This window comes from Rhizobium sp. AN80A (assembly GCF_030053015.1).
GTDB classification, from domain to species: domain Bacteria; phylum Pseudomonadota; class Alphaproteobacteria; order Rhizobiales; family Rhizobiaceae; genus Rhizobium; species Rhizobium metallidurans.
In genome coordinates this window covers 3,413,918-3,438,013 of sequence record NZ_JASJPX010000003.1, presented here as the reverse complement: position 1 = coordinate 3,438,013, position 24,096 = coordinate 3,413,918, and the positions used below count along the sequence as shown (strand labels likewise).

At 64.4% G+C, this 24,096-nt stretch carries 14 protein-coding genes and 3 pseudogenes; 15 read left to right on the top strand and 2 right to left on the bottom strand.

The window, feature by feature from the left end; translation table 11 throughout:
* Positions 1 to 28 precede the first annotated feature (28 nt).
* Positions 29 to 838, bottom strand: a complete 810-nt coding sequence (locus P3R82_RS28490) for a MerR family transcriptional regulator (RefSeq protein WP_283196191.1) — start codon at positions 836 to 838, stop codon at positions 29 to 31.
* 146 nt (positions 839 to 984) lie between these two features.
* Between P3R82_RS28490 and P3R82_RS28485 the strand changes: the two genes are divergently transcribed.
* The 6 genes and pseudogenes from P3R82_RS28485 (at position 985) to P3R82_RS28460 (ending at position 11,248) form a co-directional block, all read left to right on the top strand.
* Positions 985 to 1,707 carry a response regulator transcription factor gene (locus tag P3R82_RS28485; RefSeq protein WP_283196190.1) on the top strand — a complete coding sequence of 241 codons (723 nt, stop codon included), beginning with the start codon at positions 985 to 987 and terminating at the stop codon, positions 1,705 to 1,707.
* On the top strand, positions 1,704 to 3,083 hold the full coding sequence (locus P3R82_RS28480) for a sensor histidine kinase (RefSeq protein ID WP_283196189.1): 1,380 nt from the start codon (positions 1,704 to 1,706) through the stop codon (positions 3,081 to 3,083). The genes P3R82_RS28485 and P3R82_RS28480 overlap by 4 nt, the downstream gene beginning before the upstream one ends.
* A 311-nt stretch (positions 3,084 to 3,394) precedes the next feature.
* On the top strand, positions 3,395 to 6,715 hold the full coding sequence (locus P3R82_RS28475; protein WP_283196188.1) for a transglutaminase family protein: 3,321 nt from the start codon (positions 3,395 to 3,397) through the stop codon (positions 6,713 to 6,715).
* Between the two features lie 20 nt (positions 6,716 to 6,735).
* Positions 6,736 to 9,154, top strand: a pseudogene (locus tag P3R82_RS28470) (circularly permuted type 2 ATP-grasp protein).
* Positions 9,155 to 9,158: 4 nt separating this feature from the next.
* Positions 9,159 to 10,037, top strand: coding sequence for a transglutaminase family protein (locus P3R82_RS28465; protein WP_283196187.1), 879 nt, complete (start codon positions 9,159 to 9,161; stop codon positions 10,035 to 10,037).
* Positions 10,038 to 10,216: 179 nt separating this feature from the next.
* The gene (locus tag P3R82_RS28460; protein WP_283196186.1) at positions 10,217 to 11,248 is read left to right on the top strand and encodes a TadE/TadG family type IV pilus assembly protein; all 1,032 of its coding nucleotides are present in this window, start codon (positions 10,217 to 10,219) and stop codon (positions 11,246 to 11,248) included.
* 8 nt (positions 11,249 to 11,256) lie between these two features.
* On the opposite strand, the gene P3R82_RS28455 is transcribed toward P3R82_RS28460, so the two are convergent.
* Positions 11,257 to 11,547: a hypothetical protein gene (locus P3R82_RS28455; RefSeq protein ID WP_283196185.1), complete on the bottom strand. Its 291-nt coding sequence runs from the start codon at positions 11,545 to 11,547 to the stop codon at positions 11,257 to 11,259.
* Between P3R82_RS28455 and P3R82_RS28450 the strand changes: the two genes are divergently transcribed.
* The 9 genes and pseudogenes from P3R82_RS28450 to P3R82_RS28410 all read left to right on the top strand — a co-directional run bounded on the left by P3R82_RS28450 (position 11,522) and on the right by P3R82_RS28410 (position 23,958).
* Positions 11,522 to 13,984 (top strand): glycogen/starch/alpha-glucan phosphorylase, encoded by a 2,463-nt coding sequence (locus P3R82_RS28450; protein ID WP_283196184.1) that lies wholly within the window; start codon positions 11,522 to 11,524, stop codon positions 13,982 to 13,984. The genes P3R82_RS28455 and P3R82_RS28450 overlap by 26 nt on opposite strands.
* The gene (gene glgB / locus P3R82_RS28445) at positions 13,981 to 16,188 is read left to right on the top strand and encodes a 1,4-alpha-glucan branching protein GlgB (protein WP_283196183.1); all 2,208 of its coding nucleotides are present in this window, start codon (positions 13,981 to 13,983) and stop codon (positions 16,186 to 16,188) included. Before P3R82_RS28450 ends, glgB begins: the two co-directional genes overlap by 4 nt.
* Positions 16,189 to 16,207: 19 nt before the next feature.
* Positions 16,208 to 17,470 carry a glucose-1-phosphate adenylyltransferase gene (gene glgC / locus P3R82_RS28440; RefSeq protein WP_183900340.1) on the top strand — a complete coding sequence of 421 codons (1,263 nt, stop codon included), beginning with the start codon at positions 16,208 to 16,210 and terminating at the stop codon, positions 17,468 to 17,470.
* Between the two features lie 3 nt (positions 17,471 to 17,473).
* Positions 17,474 to 18,917: pseudogene (glgA, locus tag P3R82_RS28435) on the top strand (glycogen synthase GlgA).
* Positions 18,918 to 18,923: 6 nt separating this feature from the next.
* Positions 18,924 to 20,556: pseudogene (locus P3R82_RS28430) on the top strand (alpha-D-glucose phosphate-specific phosphoglucomutase).
* 486 nt (positions 20,557 to 21,042) lie between these two features.
* The gene (gene glgX / locus P3R82_RS28425; RefSeq protein ID WP_283196182.1) at positions 21,043 to 22,998 is read left to right on the top strand and encodes a glycogen debranching protein GlgX; all 1,956 of its coding nucleotides are present in this window, start codon (positions 21,043 to 21,045) and stop codon (positions 22,996 to 22,998) included.
* An 88-nt stretch (positions 22,999 to 23,086) separates the two neighbouring features.
* The gene (locus P3R82_RS28420; RefSeq protein WP_283196181.1) at positions 23,087 to 23,572 is read left to right on the top strand and encodes a MaoC family dehydratase; all 486 of its coding nucleotides are present in this window, start codon (positions 23,087 to 23,089) and stop codon (positions 23,570 to 23,572) included.
* A 30-nt stretch (positions 23,573 to 23,602) separates the two neighbouring features.
* Entirely contained in the window at positions 23,603 to 23,836 is a 234-nt protein-coding gene (locus P3R82_RS28415; RefSeq protein WP_283196180.1) for a hypothetical protein, read from the top strand.
* Complete coding sequence (locus tag P3R82_RS28410) at positions 23,833 to 23,958, top strand: hypothetical protein (RefSeq protein ID WP_283196179.1); 126 nt, start codon at positions 23,833 to 23,835, stop codon at positions 23,956 to 23,958. Before P3R82_RS28415 ends, P3R82_RS28410 begins: the two co-directional genes overlap by 4 nt.
* Positions 23,959 to 24,096: the final 138 nt, after the last annotated feature.

Here is a 24,096-nt window from a genome sequence, read left to right as displayed (position 1 = left end):
CCTCACGAATAAGGCTACGCAGCCGCGCCTAGCTATCGGGCGCCGGACGTCTCTCTTTGACCCTACCTGCAAGCTCGGCAGCGATCGTCAGCGCCAGCTCTTCATTGATCCGCAACGCCGTCTGTTCGTAGCCGTTCTGATGCAGCACCAGACTGCGCGCTGTTCCTCCGCCGTCGCATGTGAAACTCAGTTGCGCCGCGACGACGCGCAGGAAAAACAGGTCATCCTTCTCCGCGAATATGTCGAGCGGATCCTGACCCGTGAGTTGTGCCGACAGCCCGCCGGACCTTATGGAGATCGTCATAACCGCACCGGTTTCAAATCGATAGAAACCCACATAGCGATCATAAAGCGCTGGATCGGTTGGCACTTCGACACGTGGACGCGCTTGTTCGTAACGTCGCCATGCAACGGATTCGCTGCCACCATCGCTCATGTCTGTCTCCCTTGCTATTCGGATGATGTCGTGGATTGCAACCGACTCGCCCAAAGCGATTCGTCTGCGCGAAGTCTGGATCAACGCCAGCCCCTCATCGGCACGCCGCCGCACAGCCATCATTGTTGCCTCTTGCATGGCCAACGTCCGATCCAAATCCGCCGTGTGCCCTGCAAGCAGATCAGTAATGTGGGCAAGGCTAAGCCCGAGACGTTTCAAGGCGAGGATTTCATGCAGCCGCGCGATATCCGAGATGCCATACAAACGCCAGTTCTTACCCGTTCGTCGCGGGTTGATAAGCCGCCGCGTCTCGTAGAGTCGCAGCGCACGGACGGTCAGACCCATCTGCTCTGCGCACTCGGCTGCGGTCAGCCAGCGATCATCATTGACTTGCTCACTCATAGGGCCTCCAGCAACCGTTATAGGCTATGACCTTAGGGCCGGCTCAAGTACCACCGCGAACAATTTTGCCGCGTCTGCACATAGGCTCCACCCGTGACATCGCCAGCGCCGCCCTGTAGTCTCCGGCAAAAATCAGGGGAACATCCGTGCGCATTCTACTGGTCGAGGACAATATCGCGCTGGCCGACGGGCTGTCGGCCATCTTGCGCGGCACCGGCCATGCCGTCGACGTAGTCCATGACGGCGCCTCCGCCAATGCCGTGACGGCGGCCGAAAACTTCGATCTCGTGGTGCTCGATCTCAACCTGCCCGAGATGGACGGCCTAGACGTGCTGCGCGCCATGCGCGCCCGCCAGAACCAGGCCGCCGTCCTGATCCTGACGGCGCGCGGCACGCCGGAGGAGCGCGTCAGGGGGCTCGATCTTGGCGCCGACGACTACCTGATCAAGCCCTTCGACATCGCCGAATTCGAGGCCCGCGTGCGCGTCCTTTTGCGTCGCCAGGCCGGCCTGCATTCGGCGACCGTCAGCTTCGGCGGCCTGTCGCTCGATCTGAATTCGCGCGCCTTCTTTTCCGGCGCCACACCGCTCGACATCCCCGCCCGCGAGCTCGGCCTGCTCGAAATCCTCTTCATGCGCGCCGGCAAGGTCGTTTCGAAGGAAGCGATCATCCAGTCGCTGACCGCCTTCGACGACGATATTTCCGCCAATGCGATCGAGCAATATGTGAGCCGCCTCCGCAAGCGTCTCGCGCCGCATGGGCTGACGGTGAAGACCGCGCGCGGGATCGGCTACTATCTCGACAAGCTCCCCGCCCCCTCTTCGACGGGCGCCCCGCCACCGGGCGCCGTCACTCCCGAGGCGCCATGACAGCGGCCTATTCGCTTCGCCGCCGGCTGCTCTTCTGGCTGCTGATCTCGACCGCCGTCATCGGCATCGTGGCGCTGGCCGATACCTACCGCGAGGCGGTGCAGACCTCCAACATCGTCTCCGACCGCGTCCTCGCCGGTTCGGCGCTGGCGATCGCCGAACGCGTCGTCGTCGCCGAGGATGGCTCGCTGCAGGTCGACATACCCTATGTAGCGCTGGAAATGCTGACATCGGCGGCGCAGGACCGCGTCTTCTACCGCGTCGACGGCCCGCCCGGCCAGTTCATCACCGGCTACCAGGCGCTGCCCGTCATCAAGCAGACGAAGGGCGACGGCTCCGTCTTCGCCGACGACCTCTTCCGCAACGAGCCGATCCGCGTCGCCACCCTCAACCGTTCGGCCTCGACGGGCATCCGCTCGGTCCCCTTCACCGTCACCGTCGCCGAAACCACCATCGCCCGCCGCCAGCTTGCCCGCGCCATCCTGCTGCGCTCGGCGCTGCGCCTCTCCGTCATGATCCTCGGCGCCGCCATCATCGTCTGGATCTCGGTCACCGTGGCGCTGCGCCCGCTTTACAAGCTGCGCGACGCGATCGGCGAACGCAGCCCGGACGACCTGCACCCGATCGAGCAATCCGTCCCGAGCGAGGTCCAGCCGCTGGTCGATACCGTCAACGGCTTCATGATCCGGCTGGAGCAGGCGCTGGACGCGCTGCGCAACTTCACCGGCAATGCCAGCCACCAGCTGCGAACCCCGCTCGCCATCATCCGTACCCAGCTGGCGCTATCGGCGCGCGCCACCTCGCTGGCAGACGCCCAGGCCGTCGCGCTGAAGGGCGATCAGGCCGTGGCGCATGCCGAGCGCGTGCTCGCCCAGCTGCTCCTGATGGCGAAGATCGACGCCGCCACCTCGCGCGAGGCGCTGGCGGCGACAGCGATCGACCTCACCGCGATCGCCCAGGAGATCACCGGCGAACTCATCCCGACCGCGTCCGCCGCCGGCATCGATCTCGGCTTCGAGGGCGACGGCCAGGAGATGATCCGCGCCGAACCGCTGCTGATCGGCGAACTCCTGCGCAACCTCGCCGGCAACGCCATCGCCTATGCCGGCCACGGCGCCGAAGTCACCGTCCGCATCCGCGGCTTGGAAGATGCCGTGCTGCTCGAAGTCGAAGACAACGGCCCCGGCATCCCGCCCGACCAGCTAGAAGCCGTCCGCCGCCGCTTCTCCCGCGCCGACCAATCCGGCGCCCCCGGCGCTGGATTGGGCTTGCCGATCGTCGAGGAGATCTGCGGGTTGTTTGGTGCGACGCTGGCGCTGGAGGCGGGGATTGGCGGCAGGGGGCTGAGGGCGGTGGTGAGGTTTGGGCGGCTGTAAGTTTATGCGAGTTCAATTTTCGGTGGAGCCCGGAGCCCCCCTCATCCGCCTGCCGGCACCTTCTCCCCTTTGGGTAGAAGGGACTCGTGGCCCGCCGCTCGCGCCAACCTCCCCTTCCCCCCAGCGGGGGGAAGGTGGCCCGAAGGGTCGGATGAGGGGGCCACGCGGTAAAACAGCAGACCATCTAGCCACACCCACAGCACTTACCTTGAACACCCATCCCCGCCTTGCATTCTCTCGCTGCATTGCACACACTGCGACCGGGAACAGCAAAATGCCGTACAACGATACGGCCGCGGATAAGGCAGTCCATGTCGATCAAAGCCAGCATCTATCACCTGACGCATTACAAATACGACAAGCCGGTCCGCCTCGGGCCCCAGATCATCCGCCTCAAGCCCGCGTCGCATTCCAAGACTCGGGTGATCAGCCATTCGCTGAAGGTGTCGCCGGCGAACCATTTCGTGAACCTGCAGCAGGATCCCTACGGCAATTATCTGGCCCGCTACGTCTTCCCCGACCCGGTGACCGAGTTCAAGATCGAGGTCGATCTCGTCGCCGACATGACGGTCTACAACCCCTTCGATTTCTTCATCGAGGAGAGCGCCGAGATGTGGCCCTTCTCCTACCCCGAGGAGATCAGGGACGACCTGAAGATCTACATGCAGCCGCAGCCGGTGGAGCCGGCGCTGGCAGCCTATCTCGCCGGCATCGACCGCACCTCGATGCGAACCACCGATTTCATCGTCGGCCTCAATGCGCGTCTCAAGAACGACGTCGAATATGTCATCCGCATGGAGCCCGGCGTGCAGTCGCCGGAGGAGACGCTGAAGCTGGCGCTCGGCTCCTGCCGCGATAGTAGCTGGCTGTTGGTCGAAATCCTCCGCAATCTCGGCTTCGCCGCCCGCTTCGTCTCCGGCTATCTCATCCAGCTGACACCCGACCTGAAGGCGCTGGACGGCCCCTCCGGCACCGAGGTCGATTTCACCGATCTCCACGCCTGGGCGGAAGTCTACATCCCCGGCGCCGGCTGGATCGGCCTCGACCCGACCTCGGGCCTCCTGACCGGCGAAAGCCACATCCCCCTTGCCGCCACGCCGCACTACAGCAACGCCGCCCCGATATCAGGCGCGCTCTACGGCCACGCCAACACCGAATTCGCCTTCGACATGAAGGTCACGCGCGTCGCCGAGCATCCGCGCATCACCAAGCCCTTCTCCGACGACAGCTGGGACGAACTCAACGCGCTCGGCGCCAAGGTCGACAGCATCCTGCAGGCCGAAGACGTCCGCCTCACCATGGGCGGCGAGCCGACCTTCGTCTCGATCGACGATTTCGAATCCGCCGAATGGAACACCGAGGCCGTCGGCCCGACCAAGCGCGAAAAGGCCGATATCCTGATCCGCAAGCTGCGCGAGCGCTTCGCCCCCGGCGGCTTCCTGCATTACGGCCAGGGCAAGTGGTATCCCGGCGAAAGCCTGCCGCGCTGGACCTTCTCGCTCTACTGGCGCAAGGACGGCAAGCCGATCTGGCGCGATCCCGAGCTCATCGCCGGCGAGGGCAAGGACACCGGCGTTGCGGCAGACGACGCCGCCAACCTGCTCGGCGCCATCGCCCGCGAACTCGCCATCGAACCCGACATGGTGCTGCCGGCCTATGAGGACCCGGCCGAATGGATCCTCAAGGAAGGTAGCCTGCCTGACAATGTCGATCCCTCGAATTCCAAGCTCAAGGACCCGGAAGAACGCAACCGCATCGCCCGCGTCTTCGAGCGCGGCCTGACGACGCCGACGGGCTATATCCTCCCCGTCCAGGCCTGGAACGCTAAGGCATCCGGCCAGCGCTGGATGAGCGAGCGGTGGAAGACCCGGCGCGGCAAGATCTTCCTCGTGCCCGGCGACAGCCCCGTCGGCTACCGCCTGCCGCTCGGGACCCTGCCCTACGTGCCCCCGGCCCGCTTCCCCTATCTCCACCCGGCCGACCCCTCCATCCCCCGCACGCCGCTGCCCGACGTCTTCGTGCCCTCGGGCCGAGCCATGCCGGAAGCCTCGCGTCATAGCGAGGAGGCCGGCCAGAGCCGCGTCGAGCAGACGCTGGGCGAGATCGGCGGCGCCGTGCGCACCGCGATCTCGGTGGAGCCGCGTGATGGCCGCCTTTGCGTCTTCATGCCGCCGGTCGAGCGCATCGAGGACTATCTCGAGCTGATCGCGGCCGCCGAAAACGCCGCCGCCGAGCTCGGCCTGCCCGTCCATATCGAGGGCTACTCCCCACCGCAGGATGAGCGCATCAACGTCATCCGCGTCGCACCGGACCCCGGCGTCATCGAGGTCAACATCCACCCGGCCTCCAACTGGCAGGACTGCGTGGCGATCACCAGCACCGTCTACGAGGAAGCGCGCCAGTCGCGCCTCGGCGCCGACAAGTTCATGATCGACGGCCGCCACACCGGCACCGGCGGCGGCAACCATGTGGTGGTCGGCGGCGCCAATCCAGGTGACAGCCCGTTCCTGCGCCGCCCGGATCTGTTGAAGAGCCTGGTGCTGCACTGGCAGCGCCATCCCTCGCTCTCCTACATGTTCTCTGGCATGTTCATCGGCCCGACCAGCCAGGCGCCGCGCATCGACGAGGCCCGCCACGACAGCCTCTACGAGCTGGAAACAGCACTCGCCCAGATCCCCGCGCCCGGCAAGGGCATCACACCCCTGCCCTGGATCACCGACCGCCTGTTCCGCAATCTCCTGATCGACGTCACCGGCAACACCCACCGCGCCGAGATCTGCATCGACAAGCTGTTTTCGCCCGACGGCCCGACCGGCCGCCTCGGCCTCGTGGAGTTCCGCGGTTTCGAGATGCCGCCGAATGCGCGCATGTCGCTCGCCCAGCAGCTTCTCGTCCGCGCCCTCATCGCCCGCTTCTGGCAGCACCCGGCCGATGGCCGCTTCGTGCGCTGGGGCACCACGCTGCACGACCGCTTCATGCTGCCGCACTTCGTCTGGCAGGATTTCCAGGACGTGCTCGCCGACCTGAAACAGAACGGCTTCGACCTCAGCCCGGAATGGTTCAAGGCGCAGCTCGAATTCCGTTTCCCCTTCTGCGGCGAGGTCGAATACGAGGGCTCGAAGCTGGAGCTGCGCCAGGCGCTGGAACCCTGGAACGTCATGGGCGAGGAAGGCGCGATCGGCGGCACCGTGCGCTATGTCGACAGCTCCGTCGAGCGTCTGCAGGTGCGGCTCGAGACCAGCAATTCTTCCCGTTACACCGTCACCTGCAACGGCCGCACCGTGCCGCTGACGCCGACCGGCACCGCTGGCGTCTCGGTCGCCGGCGTCCGCTTCAAGGCATGGCAGCCGGCGTCGGGATTGCACCCGCTGCTGCCGGTCAACACGCCGCTGACCTTCGACATTTATGATACATGGTCGAAGCGTTCGATCGGCGGCTGCATCTATCATGTTGCCCATCCGGGCGGGCGTAACTATGACACCTTCCCGGTCAATGGTAACGAAGCCGAAGCCAGGCGTCTGGCGCGGTTCGAGCCATGGGGGCATACATCGGGCGGCTATATCCCCGCGATCGAGACCGGATCGCCGGAGTTCCCGCTGACGCTGGATCTGCGACGACCGGCAGGCATTTAGACGCATTAGACTAGGGGTCCATGGGCAAGAAACCGGCAAGAGAGCTGCGGCAAGACAAGAGCGAGCGCATCGGCAACGAGGCGGTGCTCGGCTATCGCCCGCCGCCTGGCGTCGCCGACGAGATGGTCGATCAGAACGGCGCGATCCGCCCGGTCTGGCAGCGCTTCATGGCGCATCTGAGCGGCATGCCGGAAAAGGACCTGACCGAGCGCTTCGCCCGCGCCGACCGCTATCTGCGCGATGCCGGCGTCTTCTACCGCGCCTATGGCAGCACCGGCAGCGCCGAACGCTCCTGGCCGCTTTCGCCCATCCCCGTTCTGATCGACGAGCGCGAATGGGAAAGCCTGTCGGCAGGCCTTGTCCAGCGCGCCGATCTCCTGGAAGCGATCGTCGCCGATATCTATGGCGACAACAGGCTGGTCGAGGATGGCGTGCTGCCGCCGGCGCTGATCGCCTCCAATCCGGAGTTCCAGCGCCCGCTTGTCGGCGTCAAGCCGGCCGGCGGCCACTATCTGCATTTCTGCGCCTTCGAGGTCGGCCGTGGCCCCGATGGCAACTGGTGGGTCCTGGCCGACCGCACCCAGGCCCCCTCCGGCGCCGGCTTCGCGCTGGAGAACCGCGTGGCGACCACCCGCGCCTTCTCCGACATCTACGCCGAAACCCCGGTGCACCGCCTCGCCTCCTTCTTCGGCGCCTTCCGCGATGCGCTGCAGGGCATGAAGCACAGCGGCGACGACCGCATCGCCGTGCTCACCCCCGGCCCCGCCAACGAGACCTATTACGAGCACGCCTACATCGCCCGTTATCTCGGCTTCATGCTGCTCGAAGGCGAGGACCTGACCGTCGTCAACGGCAAGGTGATGGTGCGCACCGTCTCCGGCCTGAAGCCGATCACCGTGCTCTGGCGCCGCCTCGATCCCGCCTATGCCGATCCGCTCGAGCTCAACCAGACCTCGCACATCGGCACGCCGGGTCTCGTGGACGCGCTGCGCGCCGAAAGCGTCACCATCGTCAATGCGCTCGGAAGCGGCATCATCGAGACCCGCGCCCTGCTCGCCTTCATGCCCACCATCTGTCGCCGCCTCTTCGGCGAGGAGCTGAAGATGCCGTCGATCGCCACCTGGTGGTGCGGCCAGAAGAGCGAGCGCGACCATGTGGCCCATAACATCGAGAAGATGGTGATCGGCCCGGCCTATTCGCGCGCGCCCTTCTTCGACGACAACGGTGAATCCGTGCTCGGCTCGGCGCTGCGCGCCACCGCCCGCGATCTCGGTCAGTGACTGGCTGAACAGCGATGGCCCCAAGCTCGTCGGCCAGGAAGCCGTGACGCTCTCGACCACGCCGAGCTGGGTGAACGGCAAGTTGGTGCCGCGGCCGATGTCGCTGCGCGTCTTCGCCGCCCGCACAAAGAACGGCTGGCAGATCATGCCCGGCGGCTTCGCCCGCATCGGCGCCGGCGACGACGTGGCGGCGATCGCGATGCAATCGGGTGGCGCCGCCGCCGACGTCTGGATCGTCTCGGACAAACCCGTCGAGCGCCACACGCTGCTCCCCACCGAGGCGAGCTTCACCCGCAACATGCCGGGCAGCCTGCCCAGCCGCGCCGCCGACAATCTCTTCTGGCTCGGCCGCTATATCGAGCGCGCCGAAGGGGCGCTGCGCATCCTGCGCGCCTGGCACGCCCGCTTCGCCGAGGCCGCCGATCCGAGCCAGCCGCTGCTGGCCGATGTCAGCGCCTATCTCGCCGCCGTCGACATCGACACCGAGGACGCGGTGCCCGACACGCTGCTGCGCAACATCGACAGCGCCGTCTATTCGGCAAGCAACATCCGCGACCGCTTCTCGCCGGATGGCTGGCTGGCGCTGACCGATCTCGCCAAGACCGCCCGCCGTTTCCACGCGACAGTGTCGCCCGGCGACGACGCCAGCCATGCGATGACGATCCTGTTGCGCAAGCTCGCGGGCTTCGCCGGTCTCGTGCATGAAAACATGTACCGCTTCACCGGCTGGCGCTTCCTGTCGCTCGGCCGCCATATCGAGCGCGCGCTGCACATGACCCGCCTGCTCGGCCACATGTCCGGCCCCGAGGCGCCCGATGGCGCGCTCGACATGCTGCTCGAGATCGGCGACAGCGTCATGACCCACCGCCGCCGCTACAACGTCAACACCGCGCGGCTGACCGTCACCGACCTTCTGGCGCTCGACCCGCTCAATCCGCGCTCGATCCTCTTCCAATTGAACGAGATCCTGCGCGAGGTCGAGCAGCTGCCGAACGCGCTTACCAACGGCCAGATGTCGCCCTTCTACCGCGAATCCATGCGCCTGCGCTCCGGCCTCGCCGTCATGACGCCCGAGACCATGACCGACGACGTCTATCGCAGCCTCGAACGCGAGCTCGAGAACCTCTCCGATCTCCTCGCGCAAACCTATCTGGGGTGATGTTGTGCTCTACGATCTGTCGCTGCACATGGGCTATAGCTACGATTGGCCTGCCTCAGGCGCCCGCCACATCATGCGCCTGCTACCGCTGTCGCTGCCCGATCGCCAGCGCCTGATCGCGGGCTCGATCAAGGTGTCGCCGACGCCCGACGAGCAGTCCAGTTTCACCGATTTCTTCGAGCATCCCGCGACCTCCTTCATGGTCCGCGCGCCCCATGAGAAGCTCGACATCCGCATGCACGCCCGCGTTCAGGTCGAGAGCCACTCGATCACGGCCGATTTCTCCCCCGTGCTCGCCGATCTGCCGGAGGAGATATCGGGCGTCTGGTCGCTGAAGCCGGGCTCGCCGCATCATTTCCTCGGCAACAGCCCGCGCCTCATCGAGACGCCGGTCATTTCGGATTACGCCCAAGGCGTCGTCCAGCCCCGGCTGACCGTGCTCGAAATCGCCACCGCCCTCTGTGCCGCGATCCACAAGGACTTCACATACGACGCCGAGGCGACCAACGTCGACACCACGCCGCTGGAAGCCTTCCGGCTGAAGCGCGGCGTCTGCCAGGATTTCAGCCATGTGATGATCCTGGCGCTGCGCAGCCTCGGCATACCCGCGGGCTACGTCTCCGGCTTCCTGCGCACCATCCCGCCGCCAGGCAAGGAGCGGCTGGAAGGGGCCGACGCCATGCATGCCTGGGTGCGTGTCTGGTGCGGCGAGACGACCGGCTGGGTGGAACTCGACCCCACCAACAACATCCCCGCCGGCACCGACCATATCGTCGTCGGCTACGGCCGCGACTACTCCGACGTCGCCCCCGTCATCGGCGTGCTGAAGAGCTATGGCGGCCAGCGCGCCGTGCAGGCGGTCGACGTCATTCCCGTCAAGTAGCGCCGGTGAAGTAGCGCCAGCAAAACAACGTGAAATAAGGCGGCCATCCGGCCTCCCGGCGAACGCCAGGAGGCGAATCCGACCGCATCGTCGCCGATTTCGCGCGATTCCGCGCAGGAAAGCGACAAATCGCTAAATTTCGAACGAATGCATAAAGTCGACCGCAACGAATGTGGCCCATGAATATCCGCATTAAGGGCAACCCCATTCTGGTGAACATGATGAGCACCTTGCATTCGCTGAAGGCCAGCTTCGCCGGCCTGCTGAAAGACCGTGGCGGCAACTTCGCGATGGTGACGGCTTTGATCGCCACCCCATTGCTGCTGGCAGGGGGCGTCGCGGTCGATTATTCCAATGCATCCACGCAGAGGACGAATCTGCAGCAGATTGCCGACGCAACCGCGCTCGAAGGCGGCAAGGTCTTCGACGGCACCAATCTTGCCGCGGCAACCACCACCGCCCAGGCCTTCCTCAAGGGCTATTCCTCACAGATGCCAGGCAATGTCACATCGACAATGACCGCCGATGGCCGGACGTTCAAGGTTGCCCTGAACGCGTCGGTCGACACATCGCTGATGAAGATCGCCAACTATAACTCAATATCGATCGGCGCGAACGCAGCGGCAATATCGCCGATGAAGCCGCAAAAGATCACGCTGACACCGACCAATGCTCAGGGCTTTTGGTACAAGGTCGTATCGATCATCGTCGTACGCCCGGACACGACCGATGAGGTTGTACTCGGCACCTATACCTACCAGCCTACAACGCAAAACGATAGCGGCCAGGGCACGAAGGTCATGAGCCCCTCCGGCGCGATCGATCTCGGGAAATATACCAAGCTCGTGCTGAAGATGGACATCAAAACCGACGGCTGCCCGCTCGGCGCCTACGCTACGGTCAACAGCAAGAAAGACGTCACCTGCAACGTGATCCCCGCCAAGGATAAGAACAAGAGCCAATATTCCGGTTACTTCTCCTACAACAACACGCTCAGAACCGACAATCCGGCGACCAGCAACTACCTGTTTGTTGATGGCAAGCAGATGCCCCAGGGCATCAACTTCCCGCTGGAAAAATACTTCGGTTGCGCGAAGCCGCAAAGCCACGCCTGGGAAGACGGCGGCGGTTGGGATCGCCAGGACATCTTCTACACGATCTCGTCGGATTGCACCGCTACCGACAGCAACTACGTCCGCCTGACCCAGTAACATCAATTTCATCGCACCAAAAAAGCCGCTCCGGAACAAACCGGAGCGGCTTTTCGTTGTTGTGCAAATCCGCCTCTATCAAAATCAGAAAGCCGATAAAAATCAAGTTCTTTCCATCGGCGATGGGCGGCCCGCGTCAACTTTTCCGTTTGCCGGTTTTCCCTTGTTGCAAGTGCGTAGTAACGGTGCATAAACTGCAGGGCTAGTGCGTGAGTAAATCGATTGAAGCACCTATAACATACTGAAACAAAACCAGAATTGGCGAGCCTGACGATGACCCCCGTTTCGAAGCCCACCATCCCCTCTCCCGCGCCGCGCAGTTCCAAGCCGGAAATTCTCGCAGAAGAAATCATCGAGCGCCTGACCTACCGCATCGGCAAGGATGCCAAGGTCGCCAAGCCGCACGACTGGCTGACCGCCACCATCCTCGTCATCCGCGACCGCATCATCGACAAATGGATGGACAGCACCCGCAAGGTCTACGCCACCGGCGCCAAGCGCGTTTACTATCTATCCCTGGAATTCCTCATCGGCCGCCTTATGCGCGATGCCGTGTCCAATCTCGGCCTGATGGAAGAGGTGCGCGACGCGCTCGGTTCGCTCGGCGTCGATGTGTCAGTCATCGCCGGCCTCGAGCCGGATGCCGCACTTGGCAATGGCGGTCTCGGCCGTCTCGCCGCCTGCTTCATGGAGAGCATGGCCACCGTCGACGTGCCCGCCTATGGCTACGGCATCCGCTATGTGCACGGCCTGTTCCGCCAGCAGATGGCCGATGGCTGGCAGGTCGAGCTGCCGGAAAGCTGGCTCGCCCACGGCAACCCCTGGGAATTCGAACGCCGCGAGAGCGCCTATGAAATCGGCTTCGGCGGCTCGGTCGATGTCGCCAACGGCGCCGATGGCGAACCGCGCTATGTCTGGAAGCCGGCCGAGCGCGTCATCGCCGCCGCCTTCGACACGCCCGTCGTCGGCTGGCGCGGCAAGCGCGTCAACACGCTGCGCCTCTGGTCGGCGCAGCCGATCGACCCGATCCTGCTCGACGCCTTCAACGCCGGCGACCATATCGGCGCGCTGCGCGAGAGCAACAAGGCCGAAAGCCTGACCCGCGTTCTCTACCCGGCCGACGCGACGCCCGCCGGCCAGGAGCTGCGCCTGCGCCAGGAATTCTTCTTCTCGTCGGCCTCGCTGCAGGACATCCTGCGCCGCCATCTGCAGCAGTATGACGACTTCACCTCGCTGCCCGACAAAGTGGCGATCCAGCTGAACGACACCCATCCGGCCGTCTCCATCGCTGAACTGATGCGCCTGCTCTGCGACGTACACGGGCTGGAGTTCGACCAGGCCTGGGACATCACCCGCGGTACCATCGCCTACACCAACCACACGCTTCTGCCCGAAGCGCTGGAAAGCTGGCCGGTGCCATTGTTCGAGCGTCTCCTGCCGCGCCACATGCAGATCATCTACGCGATCAACGCCAAGGTTCTGCTCGAGGCGCGCAAGACCAAGAACTTCTCCGACACCGAGATCCGCTCGATCTCGCTGATCGAGGAAAGCGGCAGCCGCCGGGTGCGCATGGGCAATCTCGCCTTCGTCGGCTCGCATTCGATCAACGGCGTCTCGGCGCTGCACACCGACCTGATGAAGGTCACCGTCTTCGCCGACCTGCACAAGCTCTATCCCGACCGCATCAACAACAAGACCAACGGCATCACGCCGCGCCGCTGGCTGCAGCAGTGCAATCCGGGTCTGACGGGCCTGATCCGCGAAGCGATCGGCGACGATTTCCTCGACGACGCCGAAAAGCTGCGTGCGCTCGACAAGTTCGCCACCGACAGCGCCTTCCAGGAGAAGTTCGCGGCGGTGAAGCGCGCCAACAAGGTGGCGCTCGCCAATCTGGTCGCATCGCGCATGGGCGTGAAGATCGATCCGTCGGCCATGTTCGACATCCAGATCAAGCGCATCCACGAGTACAAGCGCCAGCTCCTGAACGTCATCGAGGCGGTCGCGCTCTACGACCAGATCCGCTCGCGCCCCGAACTCGACTGGGTGCCGCGCGTAAAGCTCTTCGCCGGCAAGGCGGCGCCGAGCTATCACAACGCCAAGCTGATCATCAAGCTGATCAACGACGTCGCCCGCACCATCAACAACGACCCGGCCGTGCGCGGCCTGCTCAAGGTCGTCTTCGTGCCGAACTACAACGTCTCGCTGGCCGAGGTCATGGTTCCGGCCGCCGACCTCTCCGAGCAGATCTCGACCGCCGGCATGGAAGCGTCGGGCACCGGCAACATGAAGTTCGGCCTCAACGGCGCGCTCACCATCGGCACGCTCGATGGCGCCAATGTCGAAATGCGCGACAATGTCGGCGAGGACAACATCAAGATCTTCGGCCTGCGCGCCGATGAGGTCGCCAAGCTGCGAGCCGACGGCCACAATCCCCGCGCCATCATCGAGGCCTCGCACGAGCTGTCGCAGGCGCTTTCGGCCATCGGCTCCGGCGTCTTCTCGCCGGATGACCGCAACCGCTATTCCGAGCTGATCGAGGGCATCTATTCGCACGACTGGTTCATGGTCGCCGCCGATTTCGATGCCTACGCCCAGGCCCAGCGCGAAGTCGACGATCTCTGGAACGACAAGGCCGCCTGGAGCGAGAAGACCATCCGCAACACCGCCCGCATGGGCTGGTTCTCGTCGGACCGCACGATCCGGCAGTATGCCAAGGAAATCTGGAGAGCCGGATGAAAACGCCGAAGGCGACCCCCGAAGTCAAGCTTCCCTGGGAAATTTCGGCAGATGAAATAGCGGCAATCCTTGCTGGCGCGCATTCCAATCCGTTTGCCGTTCTGGGCGTCCACAAATCGGGCAGCGTTTACGTTGCCCGATGCTACATTCCCGGCGCCGAGGAGGTGACCGCGATGTCGCTCGACGGCACCGTGATCGGCGATCTGGCGCTCCAGCATCCGAGCGGATTCTTCGCCGGCACCGTCGCAGTCAGCAAGCAGGTGCCGGTGCGTTACCGCGCCCGCCGCGGCGATGCCGAATGGGCCGTCACCGACCCCTACAGCTTCGGCCCCGTTCTCGGGCCGATGGACGATTACTACGCCCGCGAGGGCTCGGATCTGCGCCTCTTCGACAAGATGGGCGCGCACTGGATCAAGCACGAAGGCGCTCAAGGCATCCATTTCGCCGTCTGGGCGCCGAACGCGCAGCGCGTCTCCGTCGTCGGCGACTTCAACAATTGGGACGGCCGCCGCCACGTCATGCGCCTTCGATCAGGCGCCGGCATCTGGGAAATCTTCGCTCCCGATGTGCCGACAGGCGTCGCCTACAAATTCGAGATCCGTGGCCAGGACGGCGTGCTCCTGCCGCTGAAGGCCGATCCCTTCGCGCGCCGCAGCGAGCTGCGCCCGAAGAACGCCTCGGTCACCACGCCTGAGCTGTTGCAGGAGTGGGAGGACGAAGCCCACCTCAAGCACTGGAGCGAGATCGACAAGCGCCGCCAGCCGATCTCCATCTACGAGGTCCATGCCGGCTCCTGGCAGCGCCGCGACGATGGCACGTTCCTCTCCTGGGACGAGCTCGCCGCCCGCCTGATCCCCTACTGCGTCGATATGGGCTTCACCCATATCGAGTTCCTTCCGATCACCGAGCACCCCTATGATCCGTCCTGGGGCTACCAGACGACGGGCCTCTATGCCCCCACCGCCCGCTTCGGCGAGCCGGAGGGTTTTGCCCGCTTCGTCAACGGCGCCCACAAGGTCGGCATCGGCGTCATCCTCGACTGGGTACCGGCGCATTTCCCGACCGACGAGCATGGTCTCGGCTGGTTCGACGGCACCGCGCTCTACGAGCACGAGGACCCGCGCAAGGGCTTCCACCCGGACTGGAACACGGCGATCTACAATTTCGGCCGCACCGAGGTCGTGTCCTATCTCGTCAACAACGCGCTCTACTGGTCCGAGAAATTCCATCTCGACGGCCTGCGCGTCGATGCCGTCGCCTCGATGCTCTACCTCGATTACTCCCGCAAGCACGGCGAGTGGATCCCCAACGAATATGGCGGCAACGAAAACCTCGAGGCCGTCCGCTTCCTGCAGAACATGAACACCCGCATCTATGCCGAGCACCCCGGCGTCATGACCATCGCCGAGGAATCGACGTCATGGCCCAAGGTCTCGCAGCCGGTGCATGAAGGCGGCCTCGGCTTCGGCTTCAAGTGGAACATGGGCTTCATGCACGACACGCTGAGCTACATGAGCCGCGAGCCGGTGCACCGCAAGCATCACCACAACGAGCTCACCTTCGGCCTGCTCTACGCCTATTCGGAAAACTTCGTGCTGCCGCTCTCCCACGACGAAGTGGTGCACGGCAAGGGCTCGCTGATCGCCAAGATGCCCGGCGACGACTGGCAGAAATTCGCCAACCTGCGCGCCTATTACGCGCTGATGTGGGGCTATCCCGGCAAGAAGCTTCTCTTCATGGGCCAGGAATTCGCCCAGTGGAGCGAATGGAACGAGGCCGGCTCGCTCGACTGGAACCTGCTTCAGTACCGCATGCACGAGGGCATGCGCCGTCTGGTGCGCGACCTCAACTTCACCTACCGCAGCAAGCCGGCGCTGCACGCCCGCGACTGCGAGGGCGAAGGCTTCGAATGGCTGGTGGCCGACGACCACGAGAATTCGGTCTTCGCCTGGCTGCGCAAGTCGCCGGGTGAAAAGCCGGTCGCCGTCATCTGCAACATGACGCCCGTCTACCGCGAGAACTACGCCGTCAAGCTGCCCACCGAAGGCCGCTGGCGCGAAATCCTGAATACCGACGCCGACATTTATGGCGGCAGCGGCAAAGGCAATGGCGGTCGTGTCCAGGCGGTCAACGCCGGCGGCACCATCGTCGCATCACTGACCTTGCCGCCTCTGGCGGTGATCATGCTTGAACCTGAGACTTGAGACTGGTGGGAGGAAGACAATGGTAGAAAAACGCATTCAGCCACTTGCCCGCGATGCAATGGCCTATGTTCTTGCCGGCGGCCGGGGGAGCCGTCTGAAGGAACTCACCGACCGACGCGCCAAGCCCGCGGTCTACTTCGGCGGCAAGTCGCGCATCATCGATTTCGCGCTGTCCAACGCGCTGAACTCAGGCATCCGCCGTATCGGCGTCGCCACGCAATACAAGGCGCACTCGCTGATCCGCCACATGCAGCGCGGCTGGAACTTCTTCCGCCCCGAGCGCAACGAGAGCTTCGACATCCTGCCGGCTTCCCAGCGCGTCTCCGAGACGCAGTGGTACGAAGGCACGGCCGACGCGGTCTACCAGAACATCGACATCATCCAGGACTACGGCGTCGAATACATGGTGATCCTCGCCGGCGACCACGTCTACAAGATGGACTACGAATACATGCTGCAGCAGCATGTCGACAGTGGCGCCGACGTCACCATCGGCTGCCTCGAAGTGCCGCGCATGGAAGCCGTGGGCTTCGGCGTCGTGCATGTCGACGAGACCGACCGCATCATCGATTTCGTCGAAAAGCCCGCCGATCCGCCGGCCATTCCCGGCAAGCCGGACAGCGCCTTCGCCTCGATGGGCATCTACGTCTTCCGCACCAAGTTCCTGATCGAGGAACTGCGCCGCGACGCCGCCGATCCGAATTCCAGCCGCGACTTCGGCAAGGACATCATCCCCTATATCGTCAAGAACGGAAAGGCCGTCGCCCACCGCTTCGCCAATTCCTGCGTGCGCTCCGATTTCGAGCGCGAGCCCTACTGGCGCGACGTCGGAACCATCGATGCCTACTGGCAGGCCAATATCGACCTGACGGCGATCGTTCCGGAACTCGACATCTACGACAAGTCCTGGCCGATCTGGACCTATGCCGAGATCTCGCCGCCGGCGAAGTTCGTCCACGACGACGAGAACCGCCGGGGGTCCGCGACCTCCTCGGTCATTGCCGGCGATTGCATCATCTCGGGGGCCACGCTCAACAACAGCCTGCTCTTCACCGGTGTGCGCGCCAATTCCTACTCGAAGCTCGAGGGCGCCGTCGTACTCCCGAGCGTCAAGATCGGCCGCCACGCGCAGCTGACCAATGTCGTGATCGACCACGGCGTCATCATTCCGGAAGGTCTTGTTGTCGGCGAGGACCCGGTTCTCGACGCCAAGCGTTTCCGCCGCTCCGAGGGCGGGATCTGCCTCATCACGCAGCCGATGATCGACAAGCTGGATTTGTAAACGATGAAAGTTCTTTCGGTTTCGTCCGAAGTCTTCCCATTGATCAAGACAGGGGGCCTGGCCGATGTGGCCGGCGCCCTGCCGATCGCGCTGAAGCGCTTCGGCATCGAAACCAAGACGCTGATGCCCGGCTATCCCGCGGTGATGAAGGTCATTCGCGATCCCGTCGTCCGCATGCGCTTCGATGATCTGCTCGGCGAACCCGCGACCGTGCTCGAGGTCAATCACGAGGGGCTCGACATCCTCATCCTCGACGCGCCCGCCTATTACGACCGCTCCGGCGGCCCCTATCTCGACGCAACAGGCAAGGACTACCACGACAACTGGCGCCGCTTCGCCGCCCTGTCGCTCGCCGGTGCCGAAATCGCCGCCGGCCTGATGCCCGGCTGGCGCCCCGACGTCGTGCACGCGCATGACTGGCAGGCGGCGATGACGCCCGTCTACATGCGCTTTTACCCGACGCCCGAACTCCCCAGCATCCTCACCATCCACAACATCGCCTTCCAGGGCCAGTTCAGCGCCGATATCTTTTCCGGCCTGCGCCTTCCCCCGCAGGCATTCTCGGTGGAAGCGCTGGAATATTACGGCAATATCGGCTTCCTCAAGGGGGGGCCTGAAGACCGCGCACGCGATCACCACCGTCAGCCCGTCCTATGCCGGCGAGATCCTGACCTCGGAGTTCGGCATGGGCCTCGAGGGTGTCATCGCCAGCCGCATCGAGGCGCTGCATGGCATCGTCAACGGCATCGACCACGAGGTCTGGGACCCCGCCACCGACGCCGTGCTGCAGACCCATTACACCGGCGCCACGCTGAAGAACCGCGCCGCCAACCGCGCCGCCGTCCAGGAATTCTTCGGCCTGCACGACGACAACGCGCCGATCTTCTGCATCATCAGCCGCCTCACCTGGCAAAAGGGCATGGACCTGATCGCCGCCTGCGCCGACGAGATCGTCGCCATGGGCGGCAAGCTTGCCATCCTGGGTTCCGGCGATCCGGCGCTCGAGGGCTCGCTGCTCGCCGCCTCCGCCCGCCATCCCGGCCGTATCGGCGTCTCGATCGGCTACAACGAGCCGATGTCGCACCTGATGCAGGCCGGCTCCGACGCCATCATCATTCCCTCCCGCTTCGAGCCCTGCGGCCTGACGCAGCTCTACGGCCTGCGCTATGGTTGCGTGCCCATCGTCGCCCACACCGGCGGCCTAGCCGACACCGTCATCGATGCCAATCACGCCGCACTTGCGGCCAAGGTGGCAACCGGGATACAATTTTCTCCGGTGACCGCTTCCGGTCTGTTGCAGGCAATCCGCCGCGCGCTACATCTCTATACCGATCAAAAGGTCTGGACCCAATTGCAAAAGCAGGGCATGAAATCGGATGTCTCGTGGGAGAAAAGCGCCGAGCGCTATGCTGCCCTCTATTCAAGCCTCGCCCCGAAAGGCAAGTGACAGAAAATGAACAAGTCCGTATCCACCACCCCCTATCAGGATCAGAAGCCCGGCACCTCGGGCCTGCGCAAGAAGGTCCCGGTATTCCAGCAGCCGAACTACGCCGAGAACTTCATCCAGTCGATCTTCGATCTCGCTTGAAGGCTTCCAGGGCAAGACCCTCGTCATCGGCGGCGACGGACGCTACTACAACAAGGAAGTCATCCAGAAGGCGATCAAGATGGCCGCCGCCAATGGCTTCGGCAAGATCATCGTCGGCAAGGGCGGCATCCTGTCGACGCCGGCCGCATCGCATGTGATCCGCAAATACAAGGCCTTCGGCGGCATCATTTTATCGGCCAGCCATAATCCCGGCGGCCCCACCGAAGACTTCGGCATCAAGTACAACATCGGCAATGGCGGCCCGGCGCCGGAAAAGATCACCGACGCGATATTCGCGCGCACCAAGGTGATCGACACCTACAAGATCGCCGACTTCGCCGACGTGAATCTCGACCGCATCGGCAAGGACGAGCTGCCCGGCGGCACGGTGCTTTCGGTTCTGGATTCCGTCGAGGACTACACGGCGCTGATGGAAGAGCTGTTCGACTTCGGCGCCATCCGCAACCTGATCAGCCTCGGCTTCCGCATCGCCTTCGATGCGATGAGCGCAGTCACCGGCCCCTACGCCAAGGAAATCTTCGAAAACCGTCTCGGCGCGCCCTCCGGCTCGGTCCGCAACTTCATGCCGCTGCCCGATTTCGGCGGCCACCATCCGGACCCGAACCCGGTTCACTGCAAGGAACTCTTCGACGAGATGATGGGCGACGACGCGCCCGATTTCGGCGCGGCCTCCGATGGTGACGGCGACCGCAACCTCATTGTCGGCCGTGGCATCTTCGTCACCCCGTCCGACAGCCTCGCGATCATCGCCGCCAACGCCAATCTGGCGCCCGGCTATTCCGGCGGCCTCGCCGGCATCGCCCGTTCCATGCCGACCTCGGGCGCCGCCGACCGCGTCGCCGAAAAGCGCGGCATCGGCATGTACGAGACGCCGACCGGCTGGAAGTTCTTCGGCAACCTGCTCGACGCCAACATGGCGACCATCTGCGGTGAGGAAAGCGCCGGCACCGGCTCCAACCACGTTCGCGAGAAGGATGGTCTCTGGGCGGTTCTGATGTGGCTGAACATCCTGGCCGTTCGCGGCGAGAGCGTTCAGGACATCGTCACCCAGCACTGGCAGACCTACGGCCGCAACTACTATTCGCGCCACGACTATGAAGGCGTCGACACTGAAGCCGCCAACGGCCTGGTCGCCAACCTGCGCGCCCAGCTTCCGAGCCTTCCGGGCAAGACGTTTGGTCCGCTCAAGGTCGAGAAGGCCGACGATTTCGCCTATCACGACCCGGTCGACAAGTCGGTGAGCGAGCACCAGGGCATCCGCATCATGTTCGAGGGCGGCTCCCGCGTGGTCTTCCGCCTGTCGGGCACCGGCACCTCGGGCGCCACGCTGCGCGTCTACATCGAGCGATACGAGGCCAATTCCAGCCGTCACAATATCGAGACACAGGAAGCGCTCGCCGACCTCATCGCCGCCGCCGAGACCATCGCCGAGATCAAGTCCCGCACCGGCCGCGACGCCCCTTCGGTGATCACCTGAGATAGTCTCTACATGCCCGATCGGGAGCAGCGGATGCCTCTACCCCCCTCTGCCCTGCCGGGCATCTCCCCCACAAGGGGGGAGATCGGCTGGGAGCACCGATCGGTATCCTTGCTCGAACTTAGCGTTTCCGCCGAACCCAAGTTGCAGGCTGGTCGAGCGTTAGCCGCTTGCGATCTCCCCCCTTGTGGGGGAGATGCCCGGCAGGGCAGAGGGGGGTAACACCGCATGCCGACCTCCCTATTTGCCAAAAAACACGGCGCAACCCTAGCTAACTTCCACCTCTTGCCTCCTACCGTGCAGCCCCCTCATCCGGCTGCCGCCACCTTCTCCCCCGTTGGGGAGAAGAGACTCGAGGCGGGCCGCTCGCTCAGCCTCCCCTTCGCCCCATAGGGGAGAAGGTGGCCCGAAGGGTCGGATGAGGGGGCCACACGGCACCACGTCGACCATATCAAACATCCCCCCGGAACAAGGACCTAGCACCCCATGCCGTTCGCTTCCGGCGTAACCCTCACCGCCACCGGCGCCACCTTCGTCGTCCGCTCGAGCGAGGCTACGAAACTCCACCTCTGCCTCTTCGACCAGACCGGCCGCGAGACCGACCGCCTGCCGATGACGCGAGGCGAAGACGACCTCCACCATCTCTTCGTCGAAGGCATCGCGCCGGGCGCCCGCTACGGCTACCGCGCCGAAGGCGCCTATGCCCCCGACGACGGCCTCTGGTTCGATCCCTCGAAACTCCTGGTCGATCCCTACGCGACCGAGCTCGACCGCCCTTTCCGCTACGATCCGCTGCTGTCGAAATTCGGCGCCGACACGCAGCACCTCGTCCCGCGCGCGATCGTCACCCGCGACATCGACATAACGCAAGCGCCCCCCGTATTCCGCGCCGGCGGCTTCATCTACGAAGTGGCGGTCCGCCCCTTCACCATGCTGCACCCCGATGTGCCGGAAGCACAGCGCGGCACCATCGCGGCGCTTGCCCATCCCTCGGTCATCGCCCACCTCAAGCGCATCGGCGTCGACGCCATCGAGCTGATGCCCATCACCGCCTGGATCGACGAACGCCACCTTCCGCCGCTCGGCCTCACCAACGGCTGGGGCTACAATCCCGTCGCCTTCATGGCGCTCGATCCGCGCCTTGCCCCGGGCGGCGTGGCCGAGCTGCGCGATACCGTCGCCAGGCTCCACGAGGAAGGCATCGGCGTCATCCTCGACCTCGTCTTCAACCATACCGGCGAAAGCGACCGCTTCGGCCCGACACTCTCCATGCGCGGCCTCGACAACCGCGTGGCTCTGCGCCACGTCCCCGGCCAGCCCGGCACGCTGGTCAACGACACCGGCACCGGCAACACGGTCGCCTGCGACCATCCCTATGTCAGGCAGCTGATCGTCGACACGCTCCGCCATTTCGTGCTCAAGGCCGGCATCGACGGCTTCCGCTTCGACCTTGCGCCGATCATCGGCCGCACCGCCACCGGCTTCGAGGCAGGCGGCGAGACACTGAAGGCGATGCTGGAGGACGAGGTGCTCGCCGACCGCGTCATGATCGCGGAACCCTGGGACATCGGCCCCGGCGGCTATCAGCTCGGCAACTTCCCCGCTCCCTTCCTCGAATGGAACGACCGTGTGCGCGACGACGTCAGATGCTACTGGCGCGGCGACCACGACAAGACCGGCGCGCTGGCGTCTGCTCTCGCGGGCTCCTCCGACATCTTCGCCCGCGGCGGCGCCACCGCCACCCGCAGCGTCAATTTCCTCGCCGCCCATGACGGCTTCACCCTGAAGGACCTCGTCTCCTACAACGGCAAGCACAACGAGGCGAACGGCGAGGACAACCGCGACGGCCACAACGAGAACCATTCCTGGAACAACGGCGTTGAAGGCGAGACCGACGATCCCTCGATCGTCGCCCGCCGCCGCGCCGACCTGAAGGCGCTGATTTCCACCCTCTTCGCGACGCGCGGCACCGTCATGCTGACGGCGGGCGACGAAGGCGGCCGCAGCCAGCGCGGCAACAACAACGCCTATTGCCAGGACAACGAGATCACCTGGGTCGACTGGGCGGCACTCGACGAAGAGCTGATCGCCCATACCGCCTTCGTCTCCGGCTTGCGCAAGCGCTTCGGCGTCTTCTCGCAATTCTCCTTCTTCAAGGGCGACGGCGACGTCAGCTGGATTAAGCCTTCAGGCCAGCCGATGGCCGTGTCGGATTGGGAGACGCCCGATTTCGCCACGCTCGGCATGATCCTCCGAACCGACGATGCCGGCACCGGCAGGCGGCTCAGGCTGGCCGTGCTCTTCAACCGCGCGCAATCCGAACATCTGTTCTCGCTCCCGGCCGACGCGGCCTGGTGCCGGATCGGCGGCGATGAAAACCTGAAACCGGAGAAACAAGTGCGCATACCGGGGCGGTCCGTCACTTTCCTGCTTGAAAATTGACGCGCCCGTGAGTTGTATTAGAATCCTTGTCGTAATCGTCACGAACGCACTGTAAGCCTTTTAGAAACAGCTTTTTCAAGAGGAATTGATGGTCAAGGAAATTTCGCTTGCGGACGTTCGCGGGCTGGTCGGCACGGAAACCGGCCTTTCGGACTGGATCGTCGTCGACCAGACGATGATCGACGCCTTTGCCGACGCCACCCACGACCATCAGTTCATCCACACCGATCCGGTGCGCGCCGCCGAGAGCCCCTTCGGCGGCACGATCGCTCATGGTTTCCTGACGCTCTCGCTGCTGTCGACGATGAACTACAACTGCCTGCCCAAGGTGCGCGAGCAGACCATGGGCATCAATTACGGCTTCGACGCCGTCCGCTTCGCCGCCCCGGTCAAGTCGGGCGCCCGCATCCGCGGCCGCTTCGTCCTCGCCGAAGCCCGCTTCCGCGGCGCCGGCATGCTGATGACCACCTACGAGGTCACCATCGAGATCGAAAACGAACGCAAGCCGGCACTCACCGCACGCTGGACGACCATCATCCAGTTCGACCCGAAGGATCGGCCGGAGGACGTTTAGGCCAGTCCATGAAGGGCGCGGAGGACGCTGATGAGTTTGGCATATAATGAGCAGACAAAGCTTTTCGCCAACGCCCTGGACCGCGCCTCGACGGCCTGCTTCACCGTCGGCATCGTCACGCCGATCGCCGGCGCGCTTTACGGCATCGGCAATTTCGCTCAGCTGTCGCGCTTCTGGCTTGCAGGCTACCTCTGCGCTTGGCTTTCCGTGGCGGTGCTATTACATTACATAGCGAGATTGACGCTCAGGAGACTGATCCCATGAGCTTTGGTTCACTATTTTTCATCTCATTCGGCCTGCCCGCGATCATCGCGGCCCTCGCCTATATTGCTTTCCTGCTGCATGAGCGCGAATGGCGCAAGCATCGCAATCAGCCAGGCGAGTAAACGGCCTCCCGCAACCACACACGCGACGTCATGCTCGGCCTTGTGCCGAGCATCTGCCTTGGGTCAATCAGCACTGGACGTGAATTGCCGTGACGCGACGCAGGACTGACACCGCAGCCCACGGAGCCTTGCGCTACG

Bases quoted from the DNA above. Each gene is read 5' to 3' on its own strand.
- P3R82_RS28490 (WP_283196191.1), bottom strand. From the start codon at position 838: ATGAGTGAGCAAGTCAATGATGATCGCTGGCTGACCGCAGCCGAGTGC.
- glgX (WP_283196182.1), top strand. From the start codon at position 21,043: ATGCCGTTCGCTTCCGGCGTAACCCTCACCGCCACCGGCGCCACCTTC.
- glgB (WP_283196183.1), top strand. From the start codon at position 13,981: ATGAAAACGCCGAAGGCGACCCCCGAAGTCAAGCTTCCCTGGGAAATT.
- P3R82_RS28410 (WP_283196179.1), top strand. From the start codon at position 23,833: ATGAGCTTTGGTTCACTATTTTTCATCTCATTCGGCCTGCCCGCGATC.
- P3R82_RS28455 (WP_283196185.1), bottom strand. From the start codon at position 11,547: ATGGTGGGCTTCGAAACGGGGGTCATCGTCAGGCTCGCCAATTCTGGT.
- P3R82_RS28480 (WP_283196189.1), top strand. From the start codon at position 1,704: ATGACAGCGGCCTATTCGCTTCGCCGCCGGCTGCTCTTCTGGCTGCTG.
- P3R82_RS28460 (WP_283196186.1), top strand. From the start codon at position 10,217: ATGAATATCCGCATTAAGGGCAACCCCATTCTGGTGAACATGATGAGC.
- P3R82_RS28450 (WP_283196184.1), top strand. From the start codon at position 11,522: ATGACCCCCGTTTCGAAGCCCACCATCCCCTCTCCCGCGCCGCGCAGT.
- P3R82_RS28420 (WP_283196181.1), top strand. From the start codon at position 23,087: ATGGTCAAGGAAATTTCGCTTGCGGACGTTCGCGGGCTGGTCGGCACG.
- P3R82_RS28475 (WP_283196188.1), top strand. From the start codon at position 3,395: ATGTCGATCAAAGCCAGCATCTATCACCTGACGCATTACAAATACGAC.
- P3R82_RS28415 (WP_283196180.1), top strand. From the start codon at position 23,603: ATGAGTTTGGCATATAATGAGCAGACAAAGCTTTTCGCCAACGCCCTG.
- glgC (WP_183900340.1), top strand. From the start codon at position 16,208: ATGGTAGAAAAACGCATTCAGCCACTTGCCCGCGATGCAATGGCCTAT.